Here is a 14,649-nt window from a genome sequence, read left to right on the forward strand (position 1 = left end):
TCGACCGCTACACGGTCGAGGAACTGGCCGAACAGTTCCCCCTCGCCCTGATCGAGGTCACCTCCGGATAGGCCCGCCATCCCCGATTTGCAAGGCTCATTAGAATTTGTGCATCGACGCCGATCCGGCCATCACCGGGGAGTCTTCGGAAGAACGGCGGCCCCGGTCAGGGGCAGCTCAGTAGAACCGAACGGGTGGGCCCGTGATCGCCCATGAGTTGAGCGGCGTGCCGATGTCCGGCACGCAAGCGGGGTGGTACCGCGGCGCTCGCGCACCCGCGCGACGTCGTCCCCGTGCCTGAATCGCACCGGAGCCCGGACGGGCCCCGGCAGAGGGCACAGGAGACGAGACGCACGTGACCGCCTACCCCAAGCCGGCCGCCCCGAACTTTCCCGAGCGGGAACTCGAGGTGCTCGACTTCTGGGCCAGTGACGACACCTTCCGGGCGAGCATCGCGCGTCGCGACGGCGCCGAGGAGTACGTCTTCTACGACGGGCCGCCGTTCGCCAACGGCCTGCCGCATTACGGTCACCTGCTCACCGGCTACGTCAAGGACATCGTCCCGCGCTACCGCACCATGCGCGGCTACAAGGTCGAACGGCGATTCGGCTGGGACACCCACGGCCTGCCCGCCGAACTCGAGGTGCAGCGTCAACTCGGCATCAGCGACAAGGCGCAGATCGAGGAGATGGGCATCGGGAAGTTCAACGACGCCTGCCGTGCCTCGGTGCTCAAGTACACCGACGAGTGGCGGGCGTATGTGACCCGCCAGGCTCGCTGGGTCGACTTCGACAACGATTACAAGACCCTGGATCTCGGCTTCATGGAGTCGGTGATCTGGGCGTTCAAACGACTGTGGGACAAGGGCCTGGCCTATGAGGGCAACCGGGTGCTGCCGTACTGCTGGAATGACGAGACGCCGCTGTCCAACCATGAGTTGCGGATGGACGACGACGTCTACCAGAGCCGCCAGGACCCGGCGCTGACGGTCGGTTTCACCGTCACCGATGGTCAGCTGAAGGGCGCCCACCTGCTGATCTGGACCACTACGCCGTGGACGCTGCCGTCCAATCAGGCCGTCGCGGTCAATCCCGATGTCAGCTACGTGCAGGTACGGGGTCCCGACGGGCGGCGTTACGTGCTGGCCCAGGCCCGGCTGGCGGCCTACGCGCGTGAGCTGGGTGAGGACCCCGAGGTCCTCGGGTCCTACGCCGGCCGGGATCTGCTCGGGACCCGTTACCTGCCCCCGTTCCCGTACTTCATGGATGCGGCCAACTCGTTCACGGTGCTTCCCGCGGAATTCGTCAGCACCGAGGACGGCACCGGGATCGTGCACATGGCCCCGGCTTATGGTGAGGATGACAAGGCGACCGCCGACGCCGCCGATATCGTCGCGGTCACCCCGGTGGACGCCAAGGGCCGATTCGACGCGACGGTGCCCGACTATGCGGGCCTGCATGTGTTCGACGCGAACCCGCAGATCATCCGCGATCTCAAGAACGGTGCGGCGGGCGCAGCTCTTAATGGCGCGGTGCTGCTGCGCCACGAAACCTACGAGCACTCCTATCCGCATTGTTGGCGGTGCCGCAATCCGCTGATCTACCGCGCGGTGTCGTCGTGGTTCGTCAAGGTCACCGAGTTCCGCGACCGGATGGTCGAGCTCAATGACCAGATCACCTGGTACCCCGAGCATGTCAAGGACGGGCAGTTCGGCAAGTGGCTGTCGAATGCCAGGGATTGGTCGATCTCGCGGAACCGGTACTGGGGCAGCCCGATTCCGGTGTGGAAGTCCGACGATCCGGCGTACCCGCGGGTTGACGTGTACGGCAGCCTCGACGAACTCGAGCGCGATTTCGGGGTGCGGCCGGACAATCTGCACCGTCCCTACATCGACGAACTGACCCGGCCCAATCCCGACGACCCGACCGGCAGGTCCACGATGCGCCGCATCGAGGACGTGTTCGACGTGTGGTTCGACTCCGGATCGATGCCGTACGGGCAGGTGCATTATCCGTTCGAGAACGCCGAGTGGTTCGAATCGCATTTCCCGGCCGATTTCATCGTCGAGTACATCGGTCAGACGCGTGGCTGGTTCTACATGATGCACGTGCTGTCCACGGCGCTGTTCGACCGGCCGGCATTCAAAACCTGTGTCGCCCACGGCATCGTGTTGGGCAACGACGGCCAGAAGATGAGCAAGTCGCTGCGCAACTATCCGGATGTCACCGAGGTGTTCGACCGGGACGGCTCCGACGCCATGCGGTGGTTCCTGATGGCCTCGCCGATCCTGCGCGGCGGCAACCTCATCGTCACCGAGCAGGGCATCCGCGAGGGGGTCCGCCAGGTACTGCTGCCGCTGTGGAACGCCTACACGTTCCTGGCGCTATACGCGCCGAAGAAGGGTGTCTGGCGCACCGATTCGAAGAATGTGCTCGACCGCTACATCCTGGCGAAGTTGGCCCAGCTGCGCGACGACCTCACCGCGGCCCTCGATGTGTGCGACATCTCCGGGGCCTGCGACGAGCTGCGGCAGTTCACCGAGGCGCTCACCAACTGGTATGTGCGACGGTCACGTTCGCGGTTCTGGGAGGAGGACGCTGAGGCCATCGACACCTTGCACACCGTGCTCGAGGTGACCTGCCGGATCGCCGCACCGCTGCTGCCACTGGCCACCGAGGTGATCTGGCGTGGGTTGACCGGCGAGCGCTCGGTGCACCTGACCGATTGGCCCGAGGGCGATGTGCTGCCAAAGGATCCCGATCTGGTGGCGGCGATGGACCAGGTCCGCGAGGTGTGCTCGTCGGCGTCCTCGCTGCGCAAGGCCAATAAGCTGCGGGTGCGCCTGCCGTTGCCGAAACTCACGGTGGCCGTTCACAACCCGGACAGTTTGGCGCCGTTCGCCGATCTGATCGCCGATGAGCTCAACGTCAAGGCCGTCGAGCTGACCGACGACGTTCCGGCCTACGGCCGGTTCGAGCTGGCGGTCAACGCGCGGGTCGCCGGGCCGAGGATCGGCAAGGAGGTGCAGGCCGCGATCAAGGCGGTCAAGGCGGGGGAGGGTGTGGTCAACCCGGACGGGACACTGACCGCGGGTCCGGCCACCCTGCTGCCCGAGGAGTACACGGCCAAGCTGGTGGCCGCCGACGCGGAATGGACGGCGGCCCTGCCCGACGGGGCCGGGCTGGTGGTGCTCGACGGCACGGTGACCGAGGAACTGGAGGCCGAGGGCTGGGCCAAGGACCGGATCCGCGAGCTTCAGGAGCTGCGCAAGTCGACCGGGCTGGACGTATCCGACCGGATCGACGTGCGGATCTCGGTGCCCGCCCGTTATGACGCCTGGGCGCGGGCCCACCGCGATCTCATCGCCGGGGAGATCCTGGCCACCACGTTCGAGTTCACCGAGATCGGGGACGGGGCCGAGATCGGTGACGGCGTGCGGGTGGCGATCGCCAAGGCCTGACGGTCCGAGCTCACCCTGGGTGTCAGCCCTCGGCGATCACGCGGGCGGTGCGGCCGGCCAGCTTGACCTCGTCGCCGTCGCGCAACTGGCGGCCGCGTCGGTATTCGACCGTGCCGTTGACCGACACCAGGCCCTTGGCGATCACCGACTTGGCGTCCGAACCGCTGTCGATCAGGTTGGCCAGCTTGAGGAACTGGCCGAGCCGGATCGAGGCGTCGCTGATCGGTACGTCGTCAACATGCGCAGCCATACCGTCAACGATGTCACGTCGGCCCGGCCCAATAGCATTCGAGACGTGCGCTGGGTGCTGCATCTCGATATGGACGCGTTCTTCGCATCCGTCGAGCAGTTGGCCCGGCCCACCCTGCGCGGCCGTCCGGTCCTGGTCGGCGGGCTCGGTGGGCGCGGGGTGGTGGCCGGCGCGAGCTACGAGGCCCGGCGCTACGGAGCCCGCTCGGCGATGCCGATGCATCAGGCCCGCAGGCTGGTCGGCGCGCCCGCGGTGGTGCTGCCGCCGCGCGGGGTGGTCTACGGGGTGGCCAGCCGGCGGGCACTCGACACGGTCCGCGGCCTGGTCCCGGTGCTCGAACAGCTGTCGTTCGACGAGGCGTTCGGTGAGCCGGTAGAGCTCGCGGGTGCCACCGCCGACGCGGTCGAGGACTTCTGCCAGCAGTTGCGGACCGCGGTTCGCCGGGAAACCGGCCTGGTCGCCTCGGTGGGTGCCGGTTCGGGCAAGCAGATCGCCAAGATCGCGTCCGGTCTGGCCAAACCGGACGGCATCCGGGTGGTGCGGCGCGACGAGGAACTCCGGCTGCTGGAGGGGCTGCCGGTGCGCCGGCTGTGGGGGATCGGCCCCGTCGCCGAGGACAAACTGCACCGGATCGGGATCGAGACCATCGGCGCGTTCGCGGCGTTGTCGGATGCCGAGGCGGCCAGTGTGCTCGGCCCGACCGTGGGCCTGGCGCTGCACCAGCTGGCCCGCGGCGTCGATGACCGGCCGGTGGCCGAACGCGCGGAAGCCAAACAGATCAGCGCGGAGTCGACCTTCCCCGAGGATCTCACCACGATGGCCCAGCTGCAGGACGCGATCGGGCCGATCGGCGCCCACGCGCACCGGCGGCTGGAGAAGGACGGGCGGGGCGCGCGAACCGTGACCGTGAAACTGAAGAAGTCCGATATGAGCACGCTGACCCGCTCGGCGACGCTGCCCTACGCCACCACCGAGGCCGTCACGTTGATCTCCAGCGCGCGCCGGCTACTCCTCGATCCGGTCGAGATCGGCCCGATTCGCCTTGTCGGCGTGGGATTTTCGGGATTGTCCGATGTCCGTCAGGAGTCCTTGTTCCCCGATCTGGACCAGGCAGGAGAGGTATCGGACACCCATCAGCCGGTCGAGGCGGCACCGTCGGCGTCGGCAGGCCCGGTGTGGCGGATCGGCGACGATGTGCTCCATCCCGAGCACGGCTACGGCTGGATCCAGGGCACCGGACATGGGGTGATGACGGTCCGGTTCGAAACCCGAGGCACCGGGCCGGGGCCGGCCCGCACATTCGCCGTGGACGTCCCCGGCATCGGCAGGGCCGATCCGGTCGCCAGCCTGGACTGGCGCGACTACCTCGACGGGCTGGCCGACTACCAGAGCACGCCGTAGGTGCTGGACAGCACGAAGCCGTGCTGCCCGTAGGTCTTACAGGTCACCGTGCCCTGATGGCCGACACCGCAGCTGGCGCCCCAGTTCTCCAGCCGGTGCCCCTCCGGCAGGACGTCGACGTCGCGGGTGAACGACTGCTGCTCGGAGAACCGGTAGGTCGCGGGAACCCCGCTGTTGACCACGATCTGATTGGTGCCGGCGGGTGCATCGGTGGGCACCGCATCGCAGCCGACCGGCCCGCCGTTGGGCCCGATCCCGCAGTGCCGCCCGTCCGGTGTCTTGAAGAAGACCCCGTAGAAATCCGTTGGCGAGGAGTAGTGACCCTCGGCGACCGGATAGGAGTCGATGTCGTCGGCGCCCGGCGGGGGCTCGGCGGCGGCCGTCGGCGCCGTAGCCAACGTCACCAGACCGGCCGCGGCGCACAGCGCGATGCGGTACAGCATGTAGTCAGTTGAACCGGCCGAGCCGCAGGCGTCAACCCCACCGGCCGAGCACCTCGCCGACCGGGCGGCCCGCCGCCAGCGCCGCGATCAGCAGAACCCGCGCCTGCGGGGGCCGCAGACCCGGCAGCAACATCGCGCCCGCGTCGGCCAGTGCCCGCCCCGACCCGTACTCGACGGCGACCTCCCCGAACGGGACCCGGGTGGACACCGCGACGATCACCCCGTCGCGACAGTGCCGCCGGACTCCGTCGATCATCGCGGCTCCGGCGTTGCCCGACCCCATACCTTCCAGCACGATGGCCCTGGCCCCCGCGGCGACGCAGGCGTCGAGCGCGGCGGTGTCGCCGCCCGGGTACGCCGCGACGATGTCGACCCGCGGTGCGGTTGCCGCCGACAGTTCCCCGAGGAACGGCCGCACCCGGATCGACGGTCCCGTGAAGGCGCCGTCGGCGACGGTTCCGATCGCCGTTCCGCTGTAGGCCGCCAGCTCACGGGTATCGCGTTTGCGCAGCCCGAGGGGCTGCCAGACGGTGCCGGCGAAGCACACCGCCACCCCGAGAGCACGGGCTCCCCGGTCGGCGGCCACGGTCAGCGCGTCCCGCAGATTGTCGGGGCCGTCGCTGTCGGGGGCATCGGCGCTGCGTTGCGACCCGGTCAGCACCACGGGCACGTCACCGGCATAGGTCAGTTCCAGCCACAGCGCCGTCTCCTCCATCGTGTCGGTGCCGTGGGTCACCACCACACCGTCCGCGGTCGGCGTCGCGTCACCGACGGCGATCCGGATCCGGTCCCAGTCGGCAGGGCCGAGCTGAGCGCTGTCGGCGGCCATCACGTCGATGACACTGATCTCCGCGGGCACCCGCAGCCCGGCCGTCAACTCGGCGCCGGTCCGGGTCGGGTGCCGCACACCGGCACGGTCGGTGCTGGTCGCGATGGTGCCGCCGGTGGTGACGACGACTACGCGCCGAGGCTTGGTCGCAGGTTGGGTCACGGTCGAGATTGTCCCGCACGGGCACTTTGGGATGATGGGGGAGTGACTGATGAAACGTCTGGCCCGGTGGACCCGGTGACCGACGCCCCCGGGGACGCAAAGCCCCCCGCCGCGCCACGGCGCCGGCTACGCCTGCTGCTCGCGGTTGCCGGGGTGGTGCTGCTGGTCGACGTCGTGACCAAGGTGCTCGCGGTGCGGCTCCTGACGCCCGGCCAGCCGGTGTCGATCATCGGTGACACGGTGACCTGGACCCTGGTCCGGAACTCCGGCGCGGCGTTCTCCATGGCGACCAGCTACACCTGGGTGCTGACGCTGATCGCCACCGGTGTGGTGATCGGCATCGTCTTCATGGGGCGCCGGCTGGTGTCGCCGTGGTGGGCGATCGGGCTTGGCATGATTCTCGGTGGCGCGACCGGCAACCTGATCGACCGGTTCTTCCGTGCCCCCGGCCCGCTGCGCGGACATGTGGTGGATTTCTTCTCCGTCGGCTGGTGGCCGGTGTTCAACGTGGCCGATCCGTCGGTGGTCGGCGGCGCGATCCTGCTGGTGGCGTTGTCGCTGTTCGGATTCGACTTCGACACCGTCGGCCGGCGCCGGCCGGAGGCGCAGGGAGACCCTGAACCCGAGGAGAATCCCGACCCGCCGGAGGATGGCGAGGCGGCCAAACCCGAAACCGGATCGGACGAATCGAGTGCGGTCGGCCGCCAGGCCGAACCGTCATAGTGACCACCCGGTCGATGCCGGTCCCCGAGGGGCTGGCCGGTATGCGGGTCGACGCCGGGCTGGCCCGGCTGCTCGGGCTGTCCCGGACCGTCGCCGCGGCGATGGCCGAGGAGGGCGGCGTCGAACTCGACGGTGCCCCGGCGGGAAAATCGGACAAGCTGGTGGCCGGCGCCTGGCTGGAGGTGCGGCTGCCCGAGGCGCCCGCCCCGGTGGAGAACACCCCGGTCGATATCGAGGGCATGGCGATCCTGTACTCCGACGCCGACATCGTCGCGGTCGACAAACCGCCGGGGGTCGCCGCGCACGCCACGGTCGGCTGGCACGGTCCGACCGTGCTGGGCGGGCTGGCCGCCGCCGGCTTCCGGATCAGCACCTCGGGCATTCACGAGCGTCAGGGCATCGTGCACCGGCTGGACGTCGGAACCTCCGGCGTGATGGTGGTGGCCCTGTCCGAGCGCGCCTACACGGTGCTCAAGCGGGCCTTCAAACAGCGCACGGTGGACAAGCGCTACCACGCGCTCGTGCAGGGCCATCCCGATCCGTCGAGCGGAACCATCGACGCCCCGATCGGGCGGCACCGGGGCCACGACTGGAAATTCGCGGTGGTCGAGGACGGCAGGCACAGCATCACCCACTACGACACCCTCGAGGCGTTCCAGGCGGCCAGCCTGCTCGACATCGAGCTGGAAACCGGGCGCACCCACCAGATCCGGGTGCACTTCGCGGCGCTGCACCATCCGTGCTGCGGCGACCTGACCTACGGCGCCGACCCGACGCTGGCGAAAAAGCTCAGCCTGCAACGGCAGTGGCTGCACGCCCGGTCGTTGGCGTTCGCGCACCCGGCCGATGGGCGCCGGATCGAGATCACCAGCCCTTACCCGGACGATCTGCAGGCCGCCCTCGATAAACTCCGCCAGCACTGACGGTGGGGGACCAGCGCCGGTCCGGAGTGCTGTTCGGCACGATGGCCTACATCTTCTGGGGACTGTTCCCCGGCTTCTTCGTGCTGCTGCTCCCTGCCGGCCCGCTGGAGATCCTGGCGCACCGCATCGTGTGGAGCGCGGTGTTTCTGCTGCTGGTGGTCGCGGTGGCCCGCCGGCTGGGCGATCTGCGCCGCCTGACGCCACGCACCTGGCTGCAACTGCTGGCCGCGTCGGCGTTGATCTCGATCAACTGGGGCACCTACATCCTGGCCGCCACCACCGGTCACGTCGTCGACGCCGCGCTCGGATACTTCATCAACCCGTTGGTCAGCGTCGCGCTCGGGGTGGTGGTGCTGCGGGAACGGATCAACCGGTGGCAGGCGGTGGCGCTGGTCATCGCCGTGGCCGCGGTCGTGGTCCTGACCGTCCAGGTCGGTGCACCGCCCTATATCGCCGTGGTGCTGGCCCTGTCGTTCGGGATCTACGGTCTGGTCAAGAAGGTCGTCCGGGCCGATCCCCGGGTGGGCGTCGCGGTCGAGACACTGCTCGCGCTGCCCCTGGCCGGCGGCTATCTGATCGCGCTGGAGGTGCTGGGCCGCGCCCACTTCCTCGACGAGGGCAGCGGCCACGCGCTGCTGCTGTTGTTGGCCGGTCCCGTCACGGCGATCCCGCTGCTGCTGTTCGCCGCGGCCGCGCAGCGGCTCCAGCTGGTTACCCTCGGGCTGTTGTTCTATCTGAACCCCGCCCTCCAGATGGTGTGGGGTGTGATGGTGGCCCACGAGCCGATGCCGGTGCTGCGGTGGGTCGGCTTCGCGTTGATCTGGGTGGCACTGGTCGTCATGACGGTGGGCGCGGTGACCGGAAAACCGGTTCCGCCCGCGCCCCGGCCCGTCGATTCGGCCGAACCGGAATCGTCATCGTGCTGACCGCGGGGACACGCACCGCGACACGCCGGGCCCTGTCGGTGGGGAGCAATAGACTGGCGACCCTATGAGTGACTCGTTCGTGCACCTGCATAACCACACCGAATACTCGATGCTGGACGGTGCCGCGAAGATCACCCCCATGCTGGCCGAGGCGCAGCGGCTGCAGATGTCTGCGATCGGGATGACCGACCACGGAAACATGTTCGGGGCGAGTGAGTTCTACAACTCCGCGACCAAGGCCGGGATCAAACCGATCATCGGGGTCGAGGCCTACATCGCGCCCGGTTCCCGATTCGATACCAAGCGGATCCAGTGGGGGGATCCGAGTCAGAAGAGCGACGACGTCTCGGGCAGCGGCGCCTACACCCACATGACGATGGTCGCCGAGAACGCGACCGGTCTGCGCAACCTGTTCAAGCTGTCCTCGCTCGCCTCGTTCGAGGGGCAGCTCGGCAAGTGGTCGCGGATGGACGCCGAGATCATCGCCGAACACGCCGAGGGGATCATCGCGACCACCGGATGCCCGTCCGGCGAGGTGCAGACCCGGTTGCGGCTCGGACACCATGACGAGGCCCTGGCCGCGGCGGCCAAATGGCGCGAGATCTTCGGCCCGGACAACTTCTTCCTCGAGTTGATGGATCACGGTCTCGGGATCGAGCGCCGGGTCCGCGAAGGCCTGCTCGAGGTCGGCAAAAAGCTCGCGATCCCGCCGCTGGCCACCAACGACTGCCATTACGTGACCCGCGACGCCTCGCAGAATCACGAGGCGCTGCTGTGCATCCAGACCGGCAAGACCCTCTCGGACCCGAACCGGTTCAAATTCGACGGTGACGGCTACTACCTCAAATCCGCCGCCGAGATGCGTGAGCTGTGGGATGCCCAGGTGCCCGGCGCCTGCGATTCCACGGTGCTGATCGGCGAGCGGGTCCAGTCGTACGGGGAGGTGTGGGCCGAGCGGGACCGGATGCCGATCTTCCCGGTGCCCGACGGGCACGATCAGGCGTCCTGGCTCACCCATGAGGTGACCGCCGGGCTGCGGCGACGGTTCCGGGGGGACCCCGTGCCCGCCGACTACACCGACCGGGCGGCCTACGAGATCAAGGTCATCTGCGACAAGGGATTCCCGTCCTACTTCCTGATCGTGGCCGACCTGATCAACTACGCCAGGTCCGTCGACATCCGGGTGGGGCCGGGCCGTGGCTCGGCGGCGGGTTCCCTGGTGGCCTACGCACTGGGCATCACCAACATCGACCCGATCCCGCACGGCCTGCTGTTCGAGCGGTTCCTCAACCCCGAACGTCCGTCGGCCCCCGATATCGACATCGACTTCGACGACCGCAGGCGCGGCGAGATGCTGCGCTACGCGGCCAACAAGTGGGGCAGCGACCGGGTCGCCCAGGTCATCACCTTCGGCACCATCAAAACCAAGGCCGCGCTCAAGGATTCGGCGCGGGTGCACTACGGGCAGCCGGGCTTCGCGATCGCCGACCGGATCACCAAGGCGCTGCCGCCGCCGATCATGGCCAAGGACATCCCGGTGTCGGGGATCACCGATCCCAACCACGAGCGGTACAAGGAGGCCGCCGAGGTCCGCGCCCTGATCGACACCGATCCCGATGTGCGCACCATCTACGAGACCGCCCGCGGCCTGGAAGGCCTGGTCCGCAACGCGGGTGTGCACGCGTGCGCGGTGATCATGAGCTCCGAGCCGCTCATCGACGCGATCCCGCTGTGGCGCAGGCCCCAGGACGGTGCCGTCATCACCGGCTGGGACTATCCGTCGTGTGAGGCCATCGGCCTGCTGAAGATGGACTTCCTCGGGCTGCGGAACCTGACCATCATCGGCGACGCGATCGAGAACATCAAAGCCAACCGGGGTGTCGACCTCGATCTGGAGTCGCTGTCGCTCGACGATCCCGCCGCCTACGAACTCCTGGGCCGCGGTGACACGCTCGGCGTGTTCCAGCTCGACGGCGGTCCGATGCGTGACCTGCTGCGCCGCATGCAGCCCACCGGGTTCAACGACATCGTCGCGGTGCTGGCGCTGTACCGGCCCGGCCCGATGGGGATGAACGCCCACAACGACTACGCCGACCGCAAGAACGGCCGCCAGGCCATCAAGCCGATCCATCCCGAGCTCGAGGAACCGCTCAAGGAGATCCTGGCCGAGACCTACGGCCTGATCGTCTACCAAGAGCAGATCATGTTCATCGCCCAGAAGGTGGCCTCCTACACCATGGGTAAGGCCGATGCGCTCCGAAAAGCCATGGGTAAGAAGAAACTCGAAGTGCTCGAGGCCGAGTACAAGGGTTTCAAGGAGGGCATGACCGCCAACGGCTTCTCCGAGGGCGCCGTGAAAGCGTTGTGGGACACCATCCTTCCATTCGCCGGCTACGCGTTCAACAAGTCGCACGCCGCCGGGTACGGGCTGGTGTCGTACTGGACGGCCTACCTCAAGGCGAACTATCCGGCCGAGTACATGGCGGGTCTGCTCACCTCCGTCGGCGACGACAAGGACAAGGCCGCGGTGTACCTGGCCGACTGCAGGCGGCTGGGCATCACGGTGCTGCCGCCCGATGTCAACGAGTCGGTGCAGAACTTCGCCTCGGTCGGTGACGACATCCGGTTCGGGCTCGGCGCAGTGCGTAACGTGGGCGCCAATGTCGTTTCCTCACTGATCAGTTCACGCACCGAGAAGGGGAAGTACACCGATTTCTCGGACTACCTGAACAAGATCGAGATCGCCGCCTGCAACAAGAAGGTCACCGAATCGCTGGTCAAGGCCGGCGCGTTCGATTCGCTCGGCCATCCCCGCAAGGGGTTGTTCCTGGTGCACACCGACGCCGTGGATTCGGTGCTCGGCACCAAGAAGGCCGAGGCGATGGGGCAGTTCGACCTGTTCGGCGGTGCCGACGGGTCCGGCGCCGACATGGGGGACTCGGTTTTCACCATCAAGGTGCCCGATGAGGAGTGGGAGGACAAGCACAAGCTGGCGCTCGAACGCGAGATGCTGGGCCTGTACGTGTCCGGCCATCCGCTCAACGGCATCGCGCATCTGCTGTCCGCGCAGGTCGACACCCAGATCCCGGCGATCCTGGACGGGGACGTCGCCAACGACGCCCAGGTGTTGGTGGGCGGCATTCTGGCCTCGGTCAACCGCCGCGTCAACAAGAACGGATTGCCCTGGGCCTCAGCGCAGTTGGAGGATCTCACCGGTGGTATCGAGGTGTTGTTCTTCCCGCAGACGTATTCGCTGTTCGGTGCCGAGATCGCCGACGACGTGGTGGTGCTGGTCAAGGCGAAGGTGGCCGCGCGCGATGACCGGATCGCCCTGATCGCCCATGAACTGGTGGTACCGGACTTCTCCAGTGCCCAGGTGAACCGGCCGCTCGCGGTGAGCCTGCCGACCCGGCAGTGCACGGTGGACAAGGTCAGCGCGCTCAAACAGGTGCTGGCCAATCATCCCGGCACCGCCCAGGTGCACCTGCGGTTGATCAGCGGTGAGCGGATCACGACGCTGGAGTTGGACCAGGCACTGCGGGTGACGCCGTCCTCGGCACTGATGGGCGACCTCAAGGCACTGCTGGGGCCGGGCTGCCTCGGGTAGCTACGGTGTCAACTCGATTCGGACGATCGCGCTGTCCGGCCAGACCTCGCGGGCCAGGGCTCGGCGGAGCTTGTCGCGCAGCGGCAGCCCCGCGGTGCACGTTGGTGACGCCGGGGATCGTGAGCAGCGGCACGATGTTCCACTGCCAGCCGTAGCGACGCCGCAGGGCCAGGTTGGCTCGTTGCGCCTCGCCGCCGGTCAGGATCGACGCCTTGCCGCGCACGGTGGCCGGGTCGGTGATCCGGCCGCGGTAGTCGCACGCGGTGAGCTCGATGTCGGGATTGGCGTCGAGCCGCGCGGTCTTGGGCCCCTTCTTGGTGCGGAACACGACGGTATGGTCGCCGTCGGCGGTGAACCAGATCGGGGTGTCGACGGGCGTACCGTCGCGTCGGAAGGTGCGCAGCAGCGCAAAGCGGGAGCGGCGCAGGTTCTCGGTCAATGGCATGACTCCAGTCAACAACTTAGAGTTAACTCTAAGTCAAGCGTGCCCGATGAGGAGTCCCACATGACCACCCGGCTGACGATCGGCGACGTGTCGCGCCGCGCCGGTGTCGCGCCCACCGCGCTGCGCTACTACGAGCGGGTCGGCCTGTTACCGGCTCCGGAGCGGGTGGGCGGGCAGCGCCGATATCCGGAATCGGTCCTGCTGCGGCTCGGCGTGATCCGGTTGTGCAAGGCGGCGGGATTCGCGCTCGAGGACATCGCCGCCCTGATGGACGACGACACTCCCGGGCGACCGGTCGGACGGGCCCTCGCACGGGCCAAGCTCGCCGAGATCGATGAGCAGATGCGGGCGCTGACGCGGGCCAGGGAGATCATCGAGTTGGCCGTCCAGTGCAGGTGCTCGTCCCTGGACGCATGCACCTGCGGCATTCACCACGCGGTACCGACCTGACCGCGCCGCACCGCTCAGAACGCGTACCGCAGGATGCGGGCCTTGCGGGCGGTGGCCCTGGACATACCGGTCAGCCGGGTCGCGATGCGCAGCCAACTCGGGAACAGGTCGACCTCGGGCTGATGGGCGAGGCTGGCCTCCTCGACCAACCGCAGCCCGGGGCTCCAGGTCTGCGGGTGGTGAGCGTCTTTGAAACCCGTGTAGCCCCATTGGCTTCCGACGTCCTTGTACATTTTCTGCGGATAGAGCCTGATCGCGGCCCGGCTCAACCATCCGATGCCACCGTAGTCGTTGAAGGCCAGTTCGCCGGACCCGAAATGGCCGGTGACGGTTCGGATCACATCGATGATCGCCGATTCGGCGAGGAAGGCGAACAGTCCGTCGGCCACCACCATGGTGGGCCGGTCGGAGGGGATCGGATCGGTCCAGTCCGGATCGGTCAGCGACGCCGCGACCGTGTGCACCTGGGGGCGCGCCGGCAGCACCTGCTCACGCAGCGCGCTGATCCCGGGCAGGTCGACGCTGTACCAGTCCACGGTGGCCGGCGGCGCCACCCGGTAGGCGCCGCTGTCCAGCCCGCCGCCGAGGTCGACCACCACGGCGTCGGGGTGCTCGGCGACGAAGCGTCTGACCCGGTCGTCGAGCATCTTGGCCCGCAGCGCCGTCTGGCAGGCCACGCTGGTCTGCACCCCGAGGCCGGCGAAGTCGTAGTCGATGCGGGTCACCGCATCGTCGGCCCAGGTGTCGGCGAGGATCGGGCGGGCCCACCGGCTGTCCAGCGCGCGGGCGTAGACGGTCAGAAATGCCGTCTCTTCGATCGGCGTCAGCTGCCCGGTGGCGAGTCCCATATCAGCAACGTACACCCTGGCGCAGGCTGAACGGATCGCCCAAAATGTTCACCGCCCTTGGCATTTCGGCTCCCCATTTTCCGGCGAGCCTTTTTCGGCGAGCAGACGCGTCGGTACCCGAGAATGCGCGTTTCGGGGTACCGACGCGTCTGCTCGCGAGAGAAGGAACGGTCAGCCGAGGG

12 protein-coding genes and 1 pseudogene are annotated in these 14,649 nt (G+C 68.2%); 7 read left to right on the top strand and 6 right to left on the bottom strand.

All coding sequences use genetic code 11. The annotated features are described in order from the left end of the window. Positions 1-355: 355 nt before the first annotated feature. Entirely contained in the window at positions 356-3,460 is a 3,105-nt protein-coding gene (gene ileS, locus ACWDTP_RS31695) for an isoleucine--tRNA ligase (protein ID WP_450027178.1), read from the top strand. A 22-nt stretch (positions 3,461-3,482) separates the two neighbouring features. Here ileS and ACWDTP_RS31700 read toward each other — a convergent pair whose 3' ends face one another. Further along, entirely contained in the window at positions 3,483-3,710 is a 228-nt protein-coding gene (locus ACWDTP_RS31700) for an RNA-binding S4 domain-containing protein (RefSeq protein WP_450027179.1), read from the bottom strand. On the opposite strand from ACWDTP_RS31700, the gene ACWDTP_RS31705 reads away from it, so the two are divergent. Beyond that, on the top strand, positions 3,699-5,111 hold the full coding sequence (locus ACWDTP_RS31705) for a DNA polymerase IV (protein ID WP_450027180.1): 1,413 nt from the start codon (positions 3,699-3,701) through the stop codon (positions 5,109-5,111). The two genes, ACWDTP_RS31700 and ACWDTP_RS31705, sit on opposite strands and share 12 nt — an antisense overlap. Here ACWDTP_RS31705 and ACWDTP_RS31710 read toward each other — a convergent pair. Both ACWDTP_RS31710 and ACWDTP_RS31715 read right to left on the bottom strand, forming a co-directional pair. Further along, on the bottom strand, positions 5,093-5,554 hold the full coding sequence (locus tag ACWDTP_RS31710; RefSeq protein ID WP_450027181.1) for a hypothetical protein: 462 nt from the start codon (positions 5,552-5,554) through the stop codon (positions 5,093-5,095). The two genes, ACWDTP_RS31705 and ACWDTP_RS31710, sit on opposite strands and share 19 nt — an antisense overlap. A 31-nt stretch (positions 5,555-5,585) precedes the next feature. Further along, positions 5,586-6,545, bottom strand: coding sequence for an asparaginase (locus ACWDTP_RS31715; protein ID WP_450027182.1), 960 nt, complete (start codon positions 6,543-6,545; stop codon positions 5,586-5,588). Positions 6,546-6,587: 42 nt separating this feature from the next. Here ACWDTP_RS31715 and lspA point away from each other — a divergent pair, with 42 nt between their 5' ends. The 4 genes from lspA (at position 6,588) to dnaE (ending at position 12,724) form a co-directional block, all read left to right on the top strand. Then, positions 6,588-7,268, top strand: a complete 681-nt coding sequence (lspA, locus tag ACWDTP_RS31720) for a signal peptidase II (protein WP_450027183.1) — start codon at positions 6,588-6,590, stop codon at positions 7,266-7,268. Further along, on the top strand, positions 7,268-8,191 hold the full coding sequence (locus tag ACWDTP_RS31725; protein WP_450027184.1) for an RluA family pseudouridine synthase: 924 nt from the start codon (positions 7,268-7,270) through the stop codon (positions 8,189-8,191). The genes lspA and ACWDTP_RS31725 overlap by 1 nt, the downstream gene beginning before the upstream one ends. 41 nt (positions 8,192-8,232) lie before the next feature. After that, complete coding sequence (gene rarD, locus ACWDTP_RS31730; protein WP_450027189.1) at positions 8,233-9,117, top strand: EamA family transporter RarD; 885 nt, start codon at positions 8,233-8,235, stop codon at positions 9,115-9,117. A gap of 64 nt (positions 9,118-9,181) precedes the next feature. Next, positions 9,182-12,724 (top strand): DNA polymerase III subunit alpha, encoded by a 3,543-nt coding sequence (dnaE, locus tag ACWDTP_RS31735; protein ID WP_450027185.1) that lies wholly within the window; start codon positions 9,182-9,184, stop codon positions 12,722-12,724. Here the strand turns inward: dnaE and ACWDTP_RS31740 are convergent. Further along, a pseudogene (locus ACWDTP_RS31740) lies at positions 12,725-13,169 on the bottom strand (PPOX class F420-dependent oxidoreductase). It lies immediately after the preceding gene. A 60-nt stretch (positions 13,170-13,229) separates the two neighbouring features. Here ACWDTP_RS31740 and ACWDTP_RS31745 point away from each other — a divergent pair. After that, positions 13,230-13,619: a MerR family transcriptional regulator gene (locus ACWDTP_RS31745; RefSeq protein WP_450027186.1), complete on the top strand. Its 390-nt coding sequence runs from the start codon at positions 13,230-13,232 to the stop codon at positions 13,617-13,619. A gap of 14 nt (positions 13,620-13,633) precedes the next feature. Here ACWDTP_RS31745 and ACWDTP_RS31750 read toward each other — a convergent pair whose 3' ends face one another. Both ACWDTP_RS31750 and ACWDTP_RS31755 read right to left on the bottom strand, forming a co-directional pair. Next, positions 13,634-14,467, bottom strand: a complete 834-nt coding sequence (locus ACWDTP_RS31750; protein ID WP_450027187.1) for a class I SAM-dependent methyltransferase — start codon at positions 14,465-14,467, stop codon at positions 13,634-13,636. A gap of 1 nt (position 14,468) precedes the next feature. Next, a partial coding sequence (locus ACWDTP_RS31755) for a hypothetical protein (RefSeq protein ID WP_450027188.1) occupies positions 14,469-14,649 on the bottom strand: 181 nt, incomplete at its 5' end.

It is taken from the genome of Mycobacterium sp. NPDC003449, assembly GCF_053588415.1.

Coding starts and splice junctions, on each gene's coding strand:
- rarD (WP_450027189.1), top strand. CDS start 8,233: ATGGCCTACATCTTCTGGGGACTGTTCCCCGGCTTCTTCGTGCTGCTG.
- dnaE (WP_450027185.1), top strand. CDS start 9,182: ATGAGTGACTCGTTCGTGCACCTGCATAACCACACCGAATACTCGATG.
- ACWDTP_RS31710 (WP_450027181.1), bottom strand. CDS start 5,554: ATGCTGTACCGCATCGCGCTGTGCGCCGCGGCCGGTCTGGTGACGTTG.
- ACWDTP_RS31700 (WP_450027179.1), bottom strand. CDS start 3,710: ATGGCTGCGCATGTTGACGACGTACCGATCAGCGACGCCTCGATCCGG.
- ACWDTP_RS31705 (WP_450027180.1), top strand. CDS start 3,699: ATGCGCAGCCATACCGTCAACGATGTCACGTCGGCCCGGCCCAATAGC.
- ACWDTP_RS31745 (WP_450027186.1), top strand. CDS start 13,230: ATGACCACCCGGCTGACGATCGGCGACGTGTCGCGCCGCGCCGGTGTC.
- ACWDTP_RS31750 (WP_450027187.1), bottom strand. CDS start 14,467: ATGGGACTCGCCACCGGGCAGCTGACGCCGATCGAAGAGACGGCATTT.